Below are 18643 nucleotides of genomic sequence, written 5' to 3' on the forward strand. Positions count from 1 at the left end.
GTCAATATTTTTCACTAAAAAGATTAATAACCTCATGATATACTAAAAAAATACATGCCAAATAACCTTCCTCAAAATCACTTTTGGAAGGTTTTGGTGTATTAACATAAATCCAGTTTCTAAGCTATATCCTGGAAAGTTGTTCTGTTTTTTAGTAAGGCGTAAATCCAGTGTAAGAGCTTATTTACACAGGCAATAATGGCTACCCTAAAGGGTTTTCCTTCTTCTCGTTTCTTGTCGTAAAACTCTCTCAGTCTTTTATTTCGAGGTATGATTTCATCCGTTGTCTTCTTTTTTCGGGCGTCTCGAATACCACTTTGAATAGCCATATACAGGGCGTGACGTAGTCTACCGGAACCCCGTTTGGTAATTCTGTTAATGGATGCAGTAAATTTACCCGAAGAATAAACACTAGGATCGACTCCTGCGAATGCAACGAGTTTTTTGGCGGCGTCAAACCGATCTATCTCTCCAATCTCCGAAATAATCGTTGCAGCGATTTTTTCTCCGATTCCCGGGATAGATTGGAGTATTTTATATTCTTCTATCTCTTTTGCGATTGAATCTATTTCATTTGCTAGCTTTGATAGATGCTCTTGATATTGCAGAACAATATTTATTAACATCTCCAGATTAAAAATATGGCTTTGGTACTGGTTATGTTGAAACGGGTTTCGAAGAGCGGCCTCTCTTAATTTCTGTGCTCTTTCATTTGCCCATTTCTCTGAACGACTGTTACAGAGGGAAGATATCTTCTCGGTCAATTCTTTTTCATCGACACTTAATACGCTTTCGGATGTTGGAAATGCGAGTAAGGTAAGTAATGATACCTTAGAGTATAAACTTCCAAATACACCTCTAAATTCAGGGAATACCTGATCTATTAAGGAATGTAGTTGTAACTTGGTTTTAGCTGCCATTTCCGCAATACTTTCTTGTTGTCTTGTTAAATTACGAAGGTTTAATAGTTGTATTCCTCTCTTTTTATATGGTTCTAATTCTTCTTTATAATAAAGTTCACAAAGATGATAAGCATCGATCGCATCCGTTTTTACCTTACGTAAACTAGAGCTTTTGGCTCTATGGGAAATAAGGGGATTGATCACTATATAAACATAGTTTTGATCCTCTAAAAACTGGATAACTGGAGTATGGTAGTGTCCAGTTGATTCTAATACGACCGAAGGTAGATAACCGCCAGCCGCTTTTTCTATTTCTTGAAGAAAATCAAGAAATCCCTTCAATCCTTCCAAGTTATGTTGAATACTAAAGTTCTTTCTATAGGGTTTGCCTTTATCTAAAAATGCTTGAACCTGACTCTCTCCTTTAGCTACATCAAGACCCACAACTGGGTTCATACCTAAATCTCCTCCTAGTAATATAAAATTAGTCGGTATCCCCTAAGGCTTCTTGTAATGTCATAGGTTCGCTTGTTAAACGGGATCATTGTCCCAACCAGCCTGAAACATGCTTATACAAGTAGGGGGTGAACAGTTTAGCTGACGGGATCTAGTCCCACGGGTGCGACGTTCTACCCCGACTACCGTTATAATAAGACCAAATAGAATAAGGTCAACCAGAAAAATCTGGCTAACCTTATATTACGAACGGGTGCTTTACTTCAAGAAGGAGTAAAGCCTTTTCTTATTGTACTAACGCCGCAGGTTAGTTCAATAAGGATTGACTAATAAAGAGTCTAATTAACAATGAAAAATGGTAGAATGAAGTAAATATGGAATGTGAGAGGTAATGTAAAGTTGTGCTTGACCATTTCTATACAAGGGGATTATTTAATGTTTAATGTGGGAGACATGATTTATCAGGTTATAGTATTGGCGCTTATCGTTTTATTTGTAGTATCGTTCACCTTATTTATAAGGAGATTACTCTTGAATCAACAGGCAAAAAACCATCAACTTAATGAAATAGAAAAGAAAATGGATAAAATAATAGAGTTAATGGACTTCAAGAAGCAGTAAATCCTTTATTCTTATTGAACTAAAGCGGCGGTTTAATAAAATAAAATGGGGGTCAATTTTTGAAAAGAAACAAAGTAATAATTTTCATTATATCTGTTATTTTTTTATTGTGCTTAGTTTGGATTTTATTTCCTAATAAGAGTGCAGAAGTAAAAAGTTTCACCTATGAGATTGAGGAAAACAATGAGGAACTTATTATTGAAGTTAACTATCAATTCACTATCAATAAAGGCGATTTTAGTTATGCAACTATTGTTTTAGACAGTTTTTTTTATCAACGACTTAAGAATCCAGAATCTATTGAACCCATTTTTTTAAACGGTGGAGTATCTGGTTCTACAAGAATAATTATTAACAAAGAGGACTTAACTTCAGACTTTATTGAATCGTTAAAATCAAAGGAAAGAAATCCTTTTCGTGCTATAAGTATAGGTGAAGAAATTAGATTGTAATAACTCAACTAACGGATGCTTTATTTCAAGTAGGAGTAAATAGAGATATAAAACCGGAGGGAGAAAAATTGGAAGAAAACGATAGAGGCACTTTATATTTTAATATGTCCATTGGTACTCTTGGACTTCTCATTATTGTAGTAGGATTATATAAATATGTTGAAACCATCGGTGGGGATTCTTCATATGCATTGTTAGGTTTTCCTTTAACAATGATTTACTTAAATTATCTTGAAGGGAAAGCTGGCATAAGTAAAAAAATATTATGGATTAAATCTATCATAGCGATTTCCTTACTGTTTATAATTTACATCTTCTTATTCAACTAACGGTGTGCTTTACTTCAAGAAGGAGTAAAGCCTTTTCTTATTGTACTAACGCCGCAGGGTAGTTCAATAAGAAGAGAGAAATAAGAGGAGTAAGTGATGGAAACTAAAATGTTGTATTATAAAATATTCGAAAAAAAAGTTGAACCTGTTGATTATGTTAATTGGGCTATCAAAATGTTAGAAAATAGTGATACATCTACATCCCTAAATATACTATCTTCCCTAAGTGAAACTCTAAATATTTTTGAGGTAGAAGATTATTTTCATAGGGCAGTAAGAGAATTAGGTATGGAAGAACCTTCACAGGTTGAGTGTTCTAAGTATTACTTCCGGTATTTGCTAAAACAAATAATAGATAATGAATCTAATGCAATTAACTATGCATATGAAATTTATCAGGTAGTTCGTGAAGAATTTGTTAGCGAAGAATTAAATGTATGGTATGAGATTAGCGAAATGATTGACGACTATCGATATGGTGATAATGTAGAGGAAATTACAAGGGAATCTCTAATTACAAACATCATAAAAGAAGCGAAAAAACAATTAAATTGTAACTCAACGTACCCGTAGGGGCGGTGATGGTTCATCTCTCACCCCGCGGAGGCCAACAGGATGTTGGTGACGAAGGCGTTGCCACACGAGGTGGCGCTTTTAGCCTTTTGTACCCCACCTGAACCGGAAATCAGTATTGTTATTCAAAAATTCTGTAAACCTAGTAATCATGCCGCATTTTTATATACTTTCTTATCTGTTAAGAAAAACCAGTCACCGATTGAATATCGGTAACTGGTTTATTTAAGTTCATATTTATATAATTCTGTCTTGCTTTTTAAGAAGTCTTAGTAAGCAGTCCAACCAGCATCAGCAGCAATAATTTGTCCATTAACAAAACTTGACTCGTCGGAACCTAAGAATACTGCAAGTTGTGCAATTTCTTCAGGTTGACCAACACGTGGCATTGTCCCGCTACCAGTTTGCTGGCGACCCATACCAAATTCAGAAAGGCTAGTCATAGAAGCTTGAATATTTGTCATTACGCCACCTGGAGCAATTCCGTTACAACGAATTCCTGAGTTTGCATACATATAAGCTGTATTTTTAGTTAAACCTGTAACTGCATGTTTAGAAGCGGTGTACGCTGCACCAGCACGAGCTCCACGTAAACCACCTGCAGAGATGTTATTAACGAAAACTCCGTGGCCTTGTTCTAAGAAGATATTAGTTGCGATACGCATTGCACGCATAACACCAGTAGTATTTACTGCGAATAAACGATCCCATTTTTCATCTGAAATTTCACCAACAGGCTCCATTCCATCCATAATACCTGCATTGTTTACTAAAATATCTAATTTACCGAATGCTGTTTTTGTTTCAGCGAATAAGTTTTCTAAGTCAGCAAGTTCTGCTACGTTTGTGCGGTTAGCAATTGCCTCGCCACCTGACGCTTTAATAGCTGCTACTACAGTTTCTGCACCTTCCAAATTGTAGTCGGAAACAACGACCTTTGCACCTTGTTTTGCATAAGCTTCAGCGATTGCTTTTCCCATCCCAGAAGCTGCGCCTGTAACGATAGCTACTTTGTCTTGTAATCTCATTATTATTTCCTCCTCATATGTTATTATACAGTTGTACAATAACAGTATAATTTAAAATGGAAACGCATTCAATCAACAGTTTTCACAATAGTTGTACAATATTAAACATGTTTTGATGTATGTGTTCGATAAGGGGAGATATTATTGAGAGCAAAAGATTTAAGAGTCGTGAAGACAAAGAAAGCTATCTATCAGGCTTTAACTCATTTACTGAAAGATAAACGTCTTACGGATATCAAAGTGTCAGAGTTGTGTAGAGAAGCTAGTATAAATAGAGGGACTTTTTACTTTCACTATGAAGAAGTTGGCGATGTTTTTAAGGAATTTTTTGAAGAGGTAATCGTGGATTTAGAAGAATCCTATAAAGAACCATACAAATATATTTCTGCACTACAATTAAAAAATTCAGCTTTAAAAAATTTAGATCCAAAAACAGTTCGTATTTTTCATCATGTCAAAAAGTATGAAGATTTTTATCGAATCATTTTATCAGATAATGTATCGACAACATACTATTATATGTTTTTTGATGCGATTCGTTCAAACTTCATGGAGGATAGTAAAATAGGGAAATATGATGAATCTAAAAAATTCGTATATTCCTTTATGACAAATGCAATCATAGGATTAATTATTGAATGGTATAGAAATGACTTTGAAGAATCGGTAGATGTTATGAATCTACATTTAGTTGAAACTTTAAATGTAACTACGGGAAGATAAAGATAATATTTAGAAAAAAGAACAAGAAATCTATGCGTTCTTGTTCTTAATACCGCTACTAGTTATTGTAACGTGTTCTAATTAATACCCGTTTCCTCGAGTACTTGATTAGCTCCTACTAATGCAATTCCTTTCATTCCCTCACATGAACAATCAAAATTTTGAAGAATCATCATTAGGTCTTTTTTCACCAATAATACTATTGCTAATGGTTAAAGTTTTATTTACTACAGCTTTTAATAAAAAATAATAATAACATTATTATTATTTCATGTATTGTACACACCATAAATGGAAGACGTTTCTGCAACAGCACAACAGGTATCTGCATCTGTTCAGGAAACTTCTCATATCGCCAATGATATAGCTATCCTTGCGCAAGGAAATGCGGCAACTTCAGAAGAAGTAGCAGCCTCTGCAGAGGAACAACTAGCTTCAATGGAAGAGATTTCAGCATCTGCTCAATCTCTTTCTTCCATGGCTCAGGAACTAAAAGATGTAATCTCGCAATTTAAATATTAATAAACAAAATAACATATCCGCTTCTTATTCCATTTTGGAGTAAGAAGCGGATATGTTTTTATTAACAGTACATTCTTCAACTCAATGTGAAAAAGAACAAGCATCCTGCTGAATGCTTTTTTTAAAATTCATTTTTGCCATGGAGGATGGAAAGTTACATAAGTACCCGCTATAAAATCATGAATTGCTCGTTTATCCTCGCGAATCCCCACCATAACTGCACTAATAATAACACCAATTCCTAAGGTTAAAATGTAAAAAATATTAGCAATTAATTGTCGTTTAATCATTGTCCATAAACTGACATCGGTCTCATCCAAATTCACGATGCGGATACCAAGAATTTTCTTTCCTACAGTATACCCTACCCAAAATACAGGGAGTAATATGAAATATAAATACGTTCCTAAAGTAGTAAACCACGTATCACTTTCTCCAAGAATAAGGTAACTAATAATGGCAAGCGGCAGGCTCATAATAATGCCATCTAAAAGATTGGCACCAAGCCTAATCCAAAAACCAGCTGGATTCAATGCTCCAACTCCCTTCAACTAACTATAGTACAGAGTCATCCACACTATTTAAATATTCCTCAATCGAACCAATAACTGATTCTACACAACCATCCTCAAATGGTGAGATCAAATTAGCTTCAGCTACTAGTTTAGTGAAAGATTTCGAGCCACCTAGCTGACAAAGGTGTAAATAATCTTTCCAAGCAGCTTCGTGATCCTCTCTTGAGCGTTTCCAAAATTGAAATGCACAAATTTGAGCAAGTGTGTAGTCGATATAATAGAACGGACTAGCATAAATATGTCCTTGACGTTGCCAGAACCCACCAGACTCATAATAACTATTTCCGTCATAATCGAGGTGAGGTAAATAAATCTCCTCAATTTTCTTCCAAGCATCCTTGCGTTCAGTAGGAGTCATCTCCGGATTTTCATATACAACATGCTGGTATTCGTCAACTGCAACTCCATATGGGAGGAAGAGAAGTCCGCTACTTAAATGGGCAAACTTATATTTGTCGGTTTGATCCTTAAAGAATAACTCCATCCAAGGCCATGTAAAGAATTCCATACTCATAGAATGAATCTCACAGGATTCAAATGTTGGCCATACATATTCTGGGATCCCTATATTGCGACTTGTGTACACTTGGAAAGCGTGACCTGCTTCATGAGTTAGTACATCTATATCTCCGGAAGTTCCATTGAAATTAGAGAATATATAAGGAGATTCGTAATTATCGATAAATGTACAATAACCACCAGCCTCTTTCCCTTTTTTCGCAACTAAATCCATAAGATCGCGGTCAATCATAAATTGGAAGAATTCAGCGGTTTCAGGAGATAACTCCTCATACATTTTCTTTCCATTTTCCACAATCCATTCAGGAGAACCTTGTGGCGTAGCGTTCCCACTGAGGAAGTTAAAAGGTTCATCGTAATATTTCAGACTGTCTACCCCAATACGTTTTGCTTGGCGTTCATAAAGCTTAGTCGCAACAGGAACAATAAAATCACGCACCTGGTCCCGGAACTTTTTAACCATTTCCGCATTGTAATCGATTCGGTTCATACGAATATAACCGAGCTCTACAAAGTTCTTGTATCCAAGCGTCGTAGCTATTTCATGACGTACTTTTACCAGTTGATCATAAAGGTCATCAAATTTCGCTTCATTTTCATGAAAAAATCCACTACTTGCTTCCTTAGCCTTCTTACGAGTATCACGATCTGTTGATTCTGCATATGGTCCTAGCTGTGCAAGTGTTAATGTCTCACCATTAAATTCTACCTGTGCAGAAGCAACAAGCTTTGAGTAGTCGGAAGAAAGCTTATTTTCTTTTTGCATAAGAGAAATGATTTCCGGAGAAAATGCCTTGATTTGATAATCCGCCAAGTCAAAAAGCTGATTGCCCCATTTCGCTTCCAGTTCATTTCGGAACGGTGATGCAACTAACTCCTTGTAATATTCCGTAACCATCTCTTCTATTTCAGGGTTGGTCTCATCAAAATAATCACGCTCTTTTTGATAGAACTCATCATTAGTATCGATAGATGCACGAATATAAACTAAGTTTGCATGTGTAGAGTAATCATTGCGAAATGAATTGATATTCTCTATCGCAGTATTTTGTTCTTCAACTGTTGTGGCTTCCTTAAACTTTGTTAATAACTCTTGGAACGTAGCCTTATCTTGTTCTAAATTTGGACGTTTGTATTCGTAGTCCTTGAATGTGACCATTTAAATTCCCCTCTCTATCGTTTCGCTTTACGAAACGTCTTATTCATATTGTTTATTATTTTCAGATAAATTGCAACCACATTTTTACAGGTTGATAAAAAGCAAACGTTATTATATAATGTTTGTAAAATAATAAACAAAGATTGGTTGTGTTTATATATGGAGTTATCGGAATTATTGTGGAATGCATCTTCAGAACAGTTAAAGAAGGGTTATATCGAAAAGGAAGACATGTATGTGTGTCTTTTATGTGGAAATAAAGTAGAAAAAGGATTCATTTATCCAAAGAATAATATGTTATATGAAGCAGAAAAATTCATGAAATTCCATATTGAAGCGGAGCATGAATCTGTTTTTCATTATTTAATAGGATTAAACAAAAAGTTGACTGGGTTAACTGATCATCAAAATAGCTTATTACGTCTATTTTATGAGGGTAGAAGTGATGCAGAAGTACAGAAAGAATTAGATATTGGAAGCTCATCGACGATTCGTAATCATCGTTTTGTGCTAAAAGAAAAAGAGCGACAAGCAAAAGTATTTCTTGCAATGATGGAATTGTTAAAGGAAAAAGACGATCACGCTCCCACATTTTTGCCTCTTCATAAAACAGCAACGATGGTGGACGATCGCTATAACATTACCCAAGAAGAACAGGAAGATGTAGAAGCGAATTTTTTTCCTAATGGAATAGATGGCCCTCTTATGAAATTCCCGAAGAAAGAAAAGCAAAAACTAGCAACTTTGAGGGTTCTTATACAAAGATTTGAAAAAGAAAAAACATACACAGAAAAAGAAATAAATCATGTCTTAAAGAAAGCATACGAAGACTTCGTAACATTAAGACGTTACTTAATAGAATATGGGTTTTTAGATAGGAAAGATGATGGTAGCGAATATTGGGTAAAAAAATAAACTAAAAAGGATGGAATACAAATGGATCGTAAGAAAGAACTAAAACAAGAATATAAAGAAATAAAAATAGAAGGAGGGATTTACGTCATCACAAATAAACAAAACGGTAAAAAATTTGTGTCATCAACACCTAATTTTAAGACACTGAACGGAACTAGATTTACGCTAGAAAGCGGGACACATACAAATAAAGAGCTACAAAAAGAATGGTTTGAATATGGCAAAGATAATTTCACCATTGAGCAAGTGGAAGTTTTAAAGAAATCAGAAAATCAATACACGGATGAAAAGAAAGAATTACAAAAGTTACTGGAGAAATGGTTGCAAAAGCTGCAGCCCTATGGGGAAGAGGGGTATCATTCGTGTTAACAAGCTAACGAAGACTGGATGGTTTAACCATGAATATTGAATGCACAAGGTTTAGAGTGAATGAAGGTAAAACAGACAAAGTAAATGAATGGTTAGCTTTTTTGAATGAACACATGGAGGAAGTATTAGTTACTCTTGAAGGTGAAAAAATGTATATAGAAACAATTTTTAGAGAGTTTATAAACGAACAGGAATATCTTTATTGGTATTCTGTACAAGGAAAAGGTGGACAAGCTGTTGAAGAGTCAAACCATTGGATTGATATAAAACACCTTGCCTATTGGGAAAAATGCATAGATAAGTCTTATCCAGCAGTAGAATTATAAGCAGAGGTAGTAATGATTCCCAATCGAATACGTAATTCTATGAAATAACTTATAAGATGGGTGAAAGGAAAGTAGACGCGCTACTTTCCTACACCCGTCTTATTAATGTGATCATTTTCCGAATATATATGCCTTTAACAATGCTGCACGTTCTCGTGTACGAACCTTAAGTTCGACAACTTTTGGAGTTTTAGCGGCCACTACATCCGAATCCCAACCTAGCTTATTTGCTAGTATTTTGGCACGGTGCAAATGGTAGTCGCTTGTAATGAGTGTAACGGAATTAATATCACTTGGTAACATTTCTTGTGAAAACAAAAGATTTTCATACGTAGAAGTCGCTTTATCTTCTAAGAGGAGCCTGTCTTCATCAATTCCATTTTCCAATAGAAAATCTTTCATAACAACAGCCTCTTCAATATCTTCATCGGGACCTCGCCCACCTGAAAGAACTAATTTTACATGTGGATACTCTTTGGCATAGATAAGAGCGGCATCCAATCTATACTGTAAGGCGAGAGAAGGGATATTACCTTTTTTCACTTTGGCACCAAGAACAATAGCATACTCATTTGTACCGTCTGCTTTTGGTTCTAGACCATCCTCTAACCATTTACTTGTCAGTAACCAGATACCAATTCCACTAGAAGCAACAACGACTAATGAGACAAGCACTATCCACCTCATTTTTTTCTTCATAATTATCCTCATTTCATACAGACGGCTTCTTCTTACTTAAAAAGGTGGAAATTTTCATCTCTTCCTTTCGCATTAAGCGACGAAAATTCTCGATATGTAAAACAACTGCCATCAAAAATAGAAATCCGGCAATAGCCATTGGTCCAATTCCCTCTGCAAACCAAATAGATGCACCGATAAAGACAAAGTAAAAAACAAAAACACCTATTAATAAGTAATCCGTTAAAAATGTAGTTCCTATCAATAATATAAGTCCGATTAAGCCAAGTGGCCAGCTAAGAGCTAAGAGCACTCCGATAAGGGTGGCAGTGCCTTTTCCACCTTTAAATTTAGTGTAAATAGGAAAGTTATGCCCGAGTATTACCGCGGCACCTACACTATATAGCAGTATGTCCTGCTCAACTAACGTGAAATCTGTGTACTTTAACACCAAGAAACGCGTCCCAATTACGACTATAACTCCTTTTAAAATATCAATAATTGCAACTAAAACACCATATTTTGCACCCAAAACAATAGCTGCATTTGATGCGCCCGAGTTCTTTAAACCTTCTTTTTTAATATTCACACCACTTAGATATTGTGCTAATTTAGAACCATGAATCGATCCAATCAGATAACTAATAACGAGGATACTAATCATTGAAACAACCATTTTTCACCTCCCACTAACTTCAATATATTAAACGAATGAAAAGATAAGAAGTTTCAGAATTTTAAAGTGGAAGTGTTCTATGTATTTTGTGAAGTCCTATATCAGCTATTTTTTTAGAAGAAATAAGACTTAATGGGAATTCAGCCAAGTGGATAACATTATGGTCTAATTAATTTGGGCTTCCAAATTATAAAAAAACAATTGAAAAGAAAATGACTGTCTATTTTGCTTAACTTAAGGAGAGGAAAATATGAATGTTGAAATAGTTTTTGGAAATTTCCCAGTATTGGAATCTGCTAATCTAGTATTAAAAAAAATTGATGATGTGCACTTAGAGGAAGTATATAAAATTTACGATAACGAAAATGTATTTGAGTATTGTGGAATCATTCCAAAGCATAATGTACAAACGGTAAGGAAGATGATTGGGCATTTTGATAGAGATTATCACAAAAAAAGTAGAGTGAAGTGGGGAATCTTTCAGAAACATCAAAGTGATAAATTGGTGGGAATTATAGAAGCTATGGATTTTAACCAAAAAGTGAACACTGTCTCTATTGGATACTTTTTGGCAGAGGATAATTGGGGTAAGGGAATTGCAACTGAATCGGTTAGGATGGTAGTAAAGTTTTTATTTGAAGAAGTTAATGTAAACAGAATTCAAGCTGAGGTTATGCCTGCAAACGAGGTATCAAAGAAAGTCCTCTTAACAAACGGTTTTATGAAAGAAGGATTATTAAGGCAAGCTTTTATATGGTCTGGTAAAGGAGTAATAGATTTAGAAATATACGGCATTCTTAAAGGGGACTATACAAGTATTTTATAGTGCTGGGTTTTAAAACAAATTAAATCTGAAAATAAAAAAGCCCCAATACCATTTACATGGAATTGAGACTCTCTTAACATTAAATATCAAATCTATGAACAGCGTTACGTAATTGTTCTGACATACCAGCCAAGTTATTAGAGGAATTTGTAATCTCTTCCATACTCGCTGCTTGTTCTTCAGATGCTGCCGCTACATTCTGGATATTCCCAGATGCTTGAATAGATATAGCACTTACTTGTTCCATGGAACCAGCAATATTAAGTACACCCTTGTTCATACCTTCAACGACGCTGTTAACATCATTCATTTGTTTGGTTAACTCGCTCACAGCTGTATAGATATCTTTAAAGGCATTACCCGCCTCATCAAATGTAGTAACGCTATCTCTTAAATTATCATAGCTTATTGCCATCGATTTAACCGCATGAGAAGATTCTGATTTAATCGTATCAATACGAGTACTAATACTATTGGCAGCTTCACGCGATTGATCTGCCAATTTTCGTACTTCTTCTGCAACAACTGCGAATCCTTTACCATGCTCTCCTGCACGTGCTGCTTCAATTGAAGCATTTAAAGCAAGTAAGTTTGTTTGATCAGTTATTTCTGTAATTAATGAAACAATATCCCCAATTTCTTGCGTATAATCGCTTAAACGTTTTACAACATCTGAAGTAGCATTAATAGCATCGGATGTGGTGTCCATTTTTTGAACGGCCATGTGGATGGTATCATTACCTTTTGAGGCAATTTCAGATGCGTTTAAAGCCTTGCCAGACACGCTATTAACTTCTAATGCCACTTTACTCATAGCTTCAGAAATAGTAGAAACATTTTTCTCCACTTCTTCTATAGCCGCTGTTTGTTTTTCTGAACCAACGGAAACTTCTTGCATGGAGGAAGTGATTTGCTGAATTGACGCGCTTGTTTCTTCAGAACTCGCTGATAACTCCTCCGACGTTGCTGCTACTTGCTCAGCGTTTTCGCCAATATGAGTAATTAAGGAACGTAAATCCCCAGTCATATTATTAATACCATGGGAGAGCTGAGCAATCTCATCATTGCCTTTAATATGTAAATGCTCTACTGTTAGATTTCCTTTCGCTACTTCTTCTACAAAGTCGGTAACAGCTTTAATAGGATTTATAATGCGTTTACTTACGAAATAAGCAATTATCGTACCTAATACAATAAAGATCAATGTAATCGATATGGACAACCTAATAATTTGGCTTTCTAGTAAAGTAATGAATGACGCATCCATATCTAATCCTAGAATAATATCTGTATTCTTGAAGGGAATGAAAATAGATTTGTGAGTTCCATACTCATCTGTATAGATGTCACTAATTTTGACTTCCCCTTTGTCAATAGCTTCATTCATTTTTTCATCAAATGTATATGAGGCATTACGGTCATCCGTATCACTCAATGCAACGATATGCTCAGTTCCATTTGAACGTGAAAGAACATACACATTTTCCACATCGTGGTTTGCTTTTGCTTCATTTAATTTGTCTAGTAATGTACTGTATTGTTCGTCATTATCACTATCGGCACGCACAACTAGATCAGAATCTAGATCGTCAAAAACATCATCAGATACTAATTGTAGTGTAGTTTCGAATTGATCGATAACGTAATCGTCTATAATTGCTTTAGAGAAGATGAACAATATTAAACTAAAAATGATAGAGAATAGCGCGATCGGTACTATAAAACTTAGAATATATTTATATAACATAGAACTTTTTAATTTAGAAAATAACTTCATCTTTTACAGCCTCCATTGTAGTGATGGAATGATGAAGGGAATCTACCATTGCTGAGATGTGCTCCACTTCGGTATACGGTGAAATAGAAAAGAATTTCGCTGCTGCAACAGGAACCAGTTCATCTGAATCACAAACTGCTACAGTGCATACACGAGTTGTATCACCGAAAAAGACATCATCACGATGTTTCCCTAACACTTCAAATAGCGATGAATTTAAAGCATTGATTTCTTTTACTTGTGCCAGTGAATAACGGCCAGCTTGTTCATCTCTCCAATTCAATCCTTTTTCATAATAGCGATAAGCAGTAATAGGTCCGATATTCGATTCATTTACCACATATAATGAAGGAATCTTTATAGCTAATTGCTCCTGGAATGCTAAATTCACACGAACATAATTTGCTAGGAGCTGTTGGTATCCCGTCTTACCAAACGCCAACAATGCAGCATAAATGGCAATCGAACTACCCATACGTGAGCATTCTAACGTATAACCAGTGTGATACGATCCATACCCTCTATTTCCAACATATGGCGTATCAAAATCTTCTAAGTCCAATAAACCTAGATATTTACCTTCCTTCACTAAAAACAGACTCGTTAAGTAAGGAGTTTGTCCAAGCTTTTGGAAATCAAAACATAAACTATCAGCCAATGAAATATACTGCATTCGTTCACGAATATGTTGAAGACTTACTAGCACTTCTTGTTCAAAATGTAGAGGGTTATTTTCGAAATCATAATCATTAAAGAACGCATAAAATCCACCAAGTGCAGAATCCGCATGAATATGGATAGGTTTCAAATTATATTTACCTTCGAAAGCTGTGGCCATTTCTTTAATTGCTTTTACATCGTCAATAGCAAAGTTATCTGTTGCACCAGTAGTTGCAACTATATACACAGGAATGCCGCCTTTTTCAATAACTTCCGTTAATCGCATTTCCAGATCTTCCATGTCCATAGAATGATCCGCCCCAGCTTTGACACGAACAAGATGATTGCTTCCAATACCAACAGCCTCTACAGACTTCAATAAACTATAATGTGCATTTTCAGATGCAAAACAGTATAAGTTATTTGGAACGCCTTCTTCTTTTGCGTTAGGGAACTGTTTTGCTATTGCCATACGCAAGCCACTGAACACAGCGCCTTGACCGCCCCAAGTTGTATAACCAAAGCTTTCAGTAAAATCATATCCAACTAGCTTCGACATCATGGAGACCACTTTTACTTCACATTCAGCTGCAGCTGGTCCGTAAACATCCCATAAGTTATTACCATTTAATAATGAGTTAGTTAATAGTCCAAGGACGCCGGGAATACTTGCCATTGGCAAAACATTTGTTACGAAGTTTCGTGTATGATATGGATGACCCTTCATTAAATCAGTCAATTCTCCAACTACTTCGTCCATTCCTTTGCTATTTAGCGGTACTTCGTAATCTTCCATTAACTCTTTATAAAAGTTTGCGGAACGTTCTTGTATCGGTCCAAGCATCGTTTTATTTGGGTCTTTCAAAGCATCCATGGATGTTAATATTGTTTCTACGTAGCCTAATAGCTGTTCTCTCTGTTTTCCATTACCATCTTCACTTTGGAAAAGCTGTTGTATATTCTTCATTTTTTCACCCTTCTTGGTCAATATTTACTATCGTTAGATATATCTTATAGTTCGTTATACTCCCGTATAGTATATACTTATTAGACTATAAAAGACTAGAAATTTCGTCACAAATTGAAAATAAAGAATACTTTAGAATATTTGTAATATTTATGCAAATGGAAGCTTTTGAAGGGGATAAGCAAAATATTTTTTAACTTTTTGAAAAAGTGTTGACAAATAGTTTGATAGAAATCTATACTGTGTAACAAGATGGAAAACTAAATTTAAATACTCTTATCAAGAGTGGCGGAGGGAATAGGCCCTACGATGCCCGGCAACCAACAAGTTCTTAACTTGGAAAGGTGCTAAATCCTACAAATTCTAATACGAATTTGGAAGATAAGAGGAGGAACATGCGAATTTGCACCCTCTTCTTAATTGAAGAGGGTTTTTTGTTTGTTCTAATCCTCCTTCGCCTCCATAAGCGTCCATCTAAACTACATTTTAGGAGGAATTCAAATGACAAATCTTCAAAAAGAAACACTACTTTTACATGGTGGCCAACAACCAGATCCAGTGACAGGCTCACGAGCAGTACCTATTCACAAGACTACATCATTCGTATTCAAAAATACAGAACATGCGCAAAACCTATTTGCTCTTGCGGAAACTGGTAATATCTATTCTCGTATTACGAATCCAACGGTGGATGTTTTTGAACAAAGAATTGCATTATTAGAAGGAGGGACAGCAGCAGTTGCACTTTCTTCTGGAATGGCAGCTATTGCATTTTCTATTTTAAATATTGCAGGAGCGGGAGATGAAATTATTGCTGCCGAAAATTTGTATGGTGGCACATTTAATTTATTCGCTCATACATTGCCGAGATATGGAATTACAGTGAAGTTTGTAGATTCAACTAATCCAGAAAATTTCCGAGCAGCAGTTACGGATAAGACAAAAGCGTTTTTTGCAGAAATCATTGGAAACCCTAGCTTAAATGTATTAGATGTTGAAAACGTAGCAGCTATTGCTAACGAAGTAGGAGTTCCATTGTTGGTAGACAGTACTTTTGCTACTCCATATGGATCGAATCCTATTAAGCATGGTGCACATGTAGTGATTCACTCGGCAACTAAATGGATTGGCGGTCATGGAACAACTATAGGTGGGGTTGTCATAGATGGAGGAAACTTCAATTGGGACTCTGATAAGTTCCCTGGATTCACACAGCCGGATGTAACCTACCATGGTTTAAGATACGGAATAGATGTTCCGAGCGTAGCGTTTGCAGTGAAATTACGTGTTCAATTGCTTCGTGATTTTGGTCCAACTCTAAGTCCTGAAGCCGCTTTCTCCTTTCTACAGGGATTAGAAACACTTCATTTACGCGTACCAAAGCACAATGAAAATGCGCAGAAAATTGCGGAGTACTTAGAAAACAATGAACAAGTGACTTGGGTTAATTACTTAGGTTTAGAAAGTCATCCTTCACATGAGCTTGCTAAAAAATACTTGCAGAATGGTTTTGGCTCGATCCTAACTTTTGGGGTTAAAGGTGGTAAAGAAGCAGGACGCAATATTATCGATAATATAGAAATTTGGTCGCATGTAGCTAACGTTGGCGATGCCAAATCACTAATAATCCACCCAGCATCTACAACACATCAGCAGTTAACTCCAGAGGACTTAGTGAAATCGGGAGTTTCAGAAGACTTAATCCGCTTGTCTGTAGGGCTAGAGGCAGTCGAAGATTTACAGACTGCACTCGATAAGGTACTCCTAGGAAAAACAAATGTCCTCTCTAGGTAGAATTTTATTGATAATTGAGTGAAAATAGGCTACAATATGTAAAATAGTTCTTCTAATATAACTGCGAATAAATTTTACTAATAAAAGCAAATTGGAACTCAATTGTGCGGATTCATTTGGAGGAGATAGCATGGCGACGATAAAAGCAGCAATCCTAGGTTTCGGAACAGTGGGGCAGGGTATTTACCACATTGTAAATGAAAAAAGAGAAGATCTTAAAAAGTCTTTAGGCTTAGATTTAGAAATTAGTGCGGTTCTCGTAAACAATGTTGGAAAAGAGAGAATAGCTACACCCGGTGTCCTAGTTACTGATAACTTTGAGGATATTATCAATATTCCTGGTCTTCAAATAGTCTTCGAGGCAATCGTAAATGAGGAACCTGCATATAACTATCTATGTAGAGCGATTGATAAAGGGTGTCACGTTGTAACAGCTAATAAAGTGATGTTTTCCAAGTATAGTATCCCATTGCATGAGCGTGCAAAGTCTCGTGGAGTATTTATCGGATATGAGGCAACAACAGCAGGCGGAGTTCCGGTTATTAAGACATTGAAAAACTTACTACAAGTTAACTCAGTAAAAAGAATTCAAGGTATCTTAAATGGCACATCAAATTACATTTTGACACAAATGAGACAAGATGAATGTCAATTTGATGATTCATTAAAAGAAGCGCAGGACCTTGGCTATGCAGAAGCAGATCCATTTAACGATGTGTCCGGGCAAGATGCATTCCGTAAACTGATGATTCTAAGTGCACTTGCGTTTAAAAAACAGCCCAATTGGAATGATGTTCGAGTAGTAGGTATAGACGAAATCTCATTAGAGGACGTCCGTAAAGCGAAAGAACAGGGACTACGATACCGTCACGTGGCAGAAATAGAGCAAGACGAAAATGGAGAACTATACGCTTCCGTAGGACCTCAGCTCGTAGGACCAGATCATCCTTTATACTCGATTGAAGGAGTAAACAACGCGGTGGCATTAGATACAAACTATATTGGAACATTAACATTAGTCGGTCCAGGAGCAGGAATGTATCCAACGGCAAGTGTAATGGTAGAGGATTACGCGGAGATAATCGGTAAAAGAGCAGGTTTTTTCATTACGATCTAAGTTTAATTTTAGTGGTACCAGAGTCAATTTCATAATTATTTATTACCATAGAAAATACTTATATTTATGTGATATTATCGGTTTATTTAAAGTGGACTTTGTTGATTGGAGCGCAAGTCGGCGACTCCAGTGGGAATAGCAAATGTTTTCTGCACCGATAGCGAAGCGACAGGTGCACGAGCTGAAAGCCCTGCAGGAAAGACATTAGTCAAACTTTGTTTGACCAATGTCTTTGCGACGAGTAACCTCAGGAGCATATGTTTTTGCAGTGACGAGGAGATTGAAGCTGTGCCCACGGAAAGCGTCCGCCTGGAGCGGAAATCAACAGTAGTATGGATGACCAATTAATACAAAAGGACATTCTCCTCATTCGGAGAACGTCCTTTTCCTTTGTATTAATCTTCGTCCTTTACATCAATATCATCTGGAATAGGAGTATTTCGCCATTCGTCGATTTGTCTCTTCAAATCCTCAATCTGCTGTAAGTGTGTTTCAAATTGGGCGCTATTTACGTAATACTCTTCACCATCAAAAATAGCACGAATTTTCTTTTCTGAAATATATCGTTTTACTTGATCAATAGGCATTGATAAATAATTCGCAGTTTCTTCTACTGTCATATACATGTAAAATGCCTCCTATCGTATTAGTATAAGATACGATTGGCAGTAACTCAATA

Annotated in this window: 20 protein-coding genes, 1 pseudogene and 1 riboswitch; of the genes and pseudogenes, 12 read left to right on the top strand and 9 right to left on the bottom strand. The window is 36.0% G+C overall.

The features are described 5' to 3' along the window. Window positions 1-119: 119 nt before the first annotated feature. The gene (locus MKY60_RS01125) at window positions 120-1358 is read right to left on the bottom strand and encodes an IS110 family transposase (protein ID WP_269922775.1); all 1239 of its coding nucleotides are present in this window, start codon (window positions 1356-1358) and stop codon (window positions 120-122) included. 435 nt (window positions 1359-1793) lie between these two features. Here MKY60_RS01125 and MKY60_RS01130 point away from each other — a divergent pair, with 435 nt between their 5' ends. The 4 genes from MKY60_RS01130 (at window position 1794) to MKY60_RS01145 (ending at window position 3333) form a co-directional block, all read left to right on the top strand. After that, window positions 1794-1979: a DUF4083 domain-containing protein gene (locus MKY60_RS01130; protein ID WP_269922776.1), complete on the top strand. Its 186-nt coding sequence runs from the start codon at window positions 1794-1796 to the stop codon at window positions 1977-1979. A 59-nt stretch (window positions 1980-2038) separates the two neighbouring features. Continuing rightward, the gene (locus MKY60_RS01135) at window positions 2039-2431 is read left to right on the top strand and encodes a hypothetical protein (RefSeq protein WP_269922777.1); all 393 of its coding nucleotides are present in this window, start codon (window positions 2039-2041) and stop codon (window positions 2429-2431) included. Window positions 2432-2499: 68 nt separating this feature from the next. Next, window positions 2500-2760 (top strand): hypothetical protein, encoded by a 261-nt coding sequence (locus MKY60_RS01140; RefSeq protein WP_269922778.1) that lies wholly within the window; start codon window positions 2500-2502, stop codon window positions 2758-2760. A 96-nt stretch (window positions 2761-2856) separates the two neighbouring features. Then, window positions 2857-3333 carry a hypothetical protein gene (locus MKY60_RS01145; protein ID WP_340928265.1) on the top strand — a complete coding sequence of 159 codons (477 nt, stop codon included), beginning with the start codon at window positions 2857-2859 and terminating at the stop codon, window positions 3331-3333. A 269-nt stretch (window positions 3334-3602) separates the two neighbouring features. Here the strand turns inward: MKY60_RS01145 and MKY60_RS01150 are convergent, their stop codons facing one another. After that, entirely contained in the window at window positions 3603-4361 is a 759-nt protein-coding gene (locus MKY60_RS01150; RefSeq protein WP_093495350.1) for an SDR family oxidoreductase, read from the bottom strand. Between the two features lie 144 nt (window positions 4362-4505). Between MKY60_RS01150 and MKY60_RS01155 the strand changes: the two genes are divergently transcribed. After that, on the top strand, window positions 4506-5084 hold the full coding sequence (locus MKY60_RS01155) for a TetR/AcrR family transcriptional regulator (protein ID WP_093495349.1): 579 nt from the start codon (window positions 4506-4508) through the stop codon (window positions 5082-5084). Window positions 5085-5375: 291 nt separating this feature from the next. Next, window positions 5376-5606 (top strand): annotated as a pseudogene (locus tag MKY60_RS01160) (methyl-accepting chemotaxis protein); the annotation flags it as partial. A gap of 128 nt (window positions 5607-5734) precedes the next feature. On the opposite strand, the gene MKY60_RS01165 reads toward MKY60_RS01160, so the two are convergent. Together MKY60_RS01165 and MKY60_RS01170 are read right to left on the bottom strand one after the other, a co-directional pair. Further along, window positions 5735-6139, bottom strand: a complete 405-nt coding sequence (locus MKY60_RS01165; protein ID WP_340928267.1) for an RDD family protein — start codon at window positions 6137-6139, stop codon at window positions 5735-5737. 22 nt (window positions 6140-6161) lie between these two features. Next, a complete protein-coding gene (locus MKY60_RS01170) occupies window positions 6162-7859 on the bottom strand; it encodes a M3 family oligoendopeptidase (RefSeq protein ID WP_093495346.1) in 1698 nt (565 codons plus the stop codon). Window positions 7860-8018: 159 nt separating this feature from the next. Here MKY60_RS01170 and MKY60_RS01175 point away from each other — a divergent pair, with 159 nt between their 5' ends. The 3 genes from MKY60_RS01175 to MKY60_RS01185 are packed head-to-tail and all read left to right on the top strand — an operon-like array spanning window position 8019 to window position 9469. Continuing rightward, a complete protein-coding gene (locus MKY60_RS01175) occupies window positions 8019-8774 on the top strand; it encodes a DUF2087 domain-containing protein (protein WP_340928269.1) in 756 nt (251 codons plus the stop codon). Between the two features lie 21 nt (window positions 8775-8795). Beyond that, complete coding sequence (locus MKY60_RS01180; RefSeq protein WP_241600506.1) at window positions 8796-9143, top strand: GIY-YIG nuclease family protein; 348 nt, start codon at window positions 8796-8798, stop codon at window positions 9141-9143. A gap of 29 nt (window positions 9144-9172) precedes the next feature. Next, the gene (locus tag MKY60_RS01185) at window positions 9173-9469 is read left to right on the top strand and encodes a DUF6176 family protein (RefSeq protein ID WP_340928271.1); all 297 of its coding nucleotides are present in this window, start codon (window positions 9173-9175) and stop codon (window positions 9467-9469) included. A gap of 111 nt (window positions 9470-9580) precedes the next feature. Here MKY60_RS01185 and MKY60_RS01190 read toward each other — a convergent pair whose 3' ends face one another. Together MKY60_RS01190 and MKY60_RS01195 are read right to left on the bottom strand one after the other, a co-directional pair. Next, window positions 9581-10168, bottom strand: a complete 588-nt coding sequence (locus tag MKY60_RS01190; protein ID WP_340928273.1) for a YdcF family protein — start codon at window positions 10166-10168, stop codon at window positions 9581-9583. Window positions 10169-10181: 13 nt separating this feature from the next. Then, a complete protein-coding gene (locus MKY60_RS01195) occupies window positions 10182-10823 on the bottom strand; it encodes a glycerol-3-phosphate acyltransferase (protein WP_093495342.1) in 642 nt (213 codons plus the stop codon). Between the two features lie 250 nt (window positions 10824-11073). On the opposite strand from MKY60_RS01195, the gene MKY60_RS01200 reads away from it, so the two are divergent. Continuing rightward, complete coding sequence (locus tag MKY60_RS01200; RefSeq protein WP_340928275.1) at window positions 11074-11649, top strand: GNAT family N-acetyltransferase; 576 nt, start codon at window positions 11074-11076, stop codon at window positions 11647-11649. A 79-nt stretch (window positions 11650-11728) separates the two neighbouring features. Here the strand turns inward: MKY60_RS01200 and MKY60_RS01205 are convergent, their stop codons facing one another. Next, the gene (locus MKY60_RS01205; protein ID WP_340928277.1) at window positions 11729-13426 is read right to left on the bottom strand and encodes a methyl-accepting chemotaxis protein; all 1698 of its coding nucleotides are present in this window, start codon (window positions 13424-13426) and stop codon (window positions 11729-11731) included. After that, a complete protein-coding gene (locus MKY60_RS01210) occupies window positions 13410-15053 on the bottom strand; it encodes a pyridoxal phosphate-dependent decarboxylase family protein (protein WP_093495339.1) in 1644 nt (547 codons plus the stop codon). The genes MKY60_RS01205 and MKY60_RS01210 overlap by 17 nt, the downstream gene beginning before the upstream one ends. Window positions 15054-15326: 273 nt before the next feature. Continuing rightward, window positions 15327-15441, top strand: a riboswitch (SAM riboswitch). A 113-nt stretch (window positions 15442-15554) separates the two neighbouring features. Between MKY60_RS01210 and MKY60_RS01215 the strand changes: the two genes are divergently transcribed. Together MKY60_RS01215 and MKY60_RS01220 are read left to right on the top strand one after the other, a co-directional pair. Then, complete coding sequence (locus tag MKY60_RS01215) at window positions 15555-16847, top strand: O-acetylhomoserine aminocarboxypropyltransferase/cysteine synthase family protein (protein WP_340928279.1); 1293 nt, start codon at window positions 15555-15557, stop codon at window positions 16845-16847. Window positions 16848-16977: 130 nt separating this feature from the next. Continuing rightward, a complete protein-coding gene (locus MKY60_RS01220; protein ID WP_340928280.1) occupies window positions 16978-17964 on the top strand; it encodes a homoserine dehydrogenase in 987 nt (328 codons plus the stop codon). A 395-nt stretch (window positions 17965-18359) separates the two neighbouring features. Here the strand turns inward: MKY60_RS01220 and MKY60_RS01225 are convergent, their stop codons facing one another. Further along, window positions 18360-18590 carry an excisionase family DNA-binding protein gene (locus tag MKY60_RS01225; protein ID WP_090569977.1) on the bottom strand — a complete coding sequence of 77 codons (231 nt, stop codon included), beginning with the start codon at window positions 18588-18590 and terminating at the stop codon, window positions 18360-18362. Between the last annotated feature and the right edge of the window lie 53 nt (window positions 18591-18643).

The organism is Psychrobacillus sp. FSL K6-1415, from assembly GCF_038003185.1.
Taxonomy (GTDB): Bacteria; Bacillota; Bacilli; order Bacillales_A; family Planococcaceae; genus Psychrobacillus; species Psychrobacillus psychrodurans.

What these genes read in the sequence shown, in the direction of transcription:
- MKY60_RS01150 (WP_093495350.1), bottom strand. Translation starts at nt 4,361, where the DNA reads ATGAGATTACAAGACAAAGTAGCTATCGTTACAGGCGCAGCTTCTGGG.
- MKY60_RS01225 (WP_090569977.1), bottom strand. Translation starts at nt 18,590, where the DNA reads ATGTATATGACAGTAGAAGAAACTGCGAATTATTTATCAATGCCTATT.
- MKY60_RS01170 (WP_093495346.1), bottom strand. Translation starts at nt 7,859, where the DNA reads ATGGTCACATTCAAGGACTACGAATACAAACGTCCAAATTTAGAACAA.
- MKY60_RS01195 (WP_093495342.1), bottom strand. Translation starts at nt 10,823, where the DNA reads ATGGTTGTTTCAATGATTAGTATCCTCGTTATTAGTTATCTGATTGGA.
- MKY60_RS01180 (WP_241600506.1), top strand. Translation starts at nt 8,796, where the DNA reads ATGGATCGTAAGAAAGAACTAAAACAAGAATATAAAGAAATAAAAATA.
- MKY60_RS01220 (WP_340928280.1), top strand. Translation starts at nt 16,978, where the DNA reads ATGGCGACGATAAAAGCAGCAATCCTAGGTTTCGGAACAGTGGGGCAG.
- MKY60_RS01130 (WP_269922776.1), top strand. Translation starts at nt 1,794, where the DNA reads ATGTTTAATGTGGGAGACATGATTTATCAGGTTATAGTATTGGCGCTT.
- MKY60_RS01205 (WP_340928277.1), bottom strand. Translation starts at nt 13,426, where the DNA reads ATGAAGTTATTTTCTAAATTAAAAAGTTCTATGTTATATAAATATATT.
- MKY60_RS01125 (WP_269922775.1), bottom strand. Translation starts at nt 1,358, where the DNA reads ATGAACCCAGTTGTGGGTCTTGATGTAGCTAAAGGAGAGAGTCAGGTT.
- MKY60_RS01200 (WP_340928275.1), top strand. Translation starts at nt 11,074, where the DNA reads ATGAATGTTGAAATAGTTTTTGGAAATTTCCCAGTATTGGAATCTGCT.
- MKY60_RS01215 (WP_340928279.1), top strand. Translation starts at nt 15,555, where the DNA reads ATGACAAATCTTCAAAAAGAAACACTACTTTTACATGGTGGCCAACAA.
- MKY60_RS01185 (WP_340928271.1), top strand. Translation starts at nt 9,173, where the DNA reads ATGAATATTGAATGCACAAGGTTTAGAGTGAATGAAGGTAAAACAGAC.
- MKY60_RS01175 (WP_340928269.1), top strand. Translation starts at nt 8,019, where the DNA reads ATGGAGTTATCGGAATTATTGTGGAATGCATCTTCAGAACAGTTAAAG.
- MKY60_RS01190 (WP_340928273.1), bottom strand. Translation starts at nt 10,168, where the DNA reads ATGAAGAAAAAAATGAGGTGGATAGTGCTTGTCTCATTAGTCGTTGTT.
- MKY60_RS01145 (WP_340928265.1), top strand. Translation starts at nt 2,857, where the DNA reads ATGGAAACTAAAATGTTGTATTATAAAATATTCGAAAAAAAAGTTGAA.
- MKY60_RS01210 (WP_093495339.1), bottom strand. Translation starts at nt 15,053, where the DNA reads ATGAAGAATATACAACAGCTTTTCCAAAGTGAAGATGGTAATGGAAAA.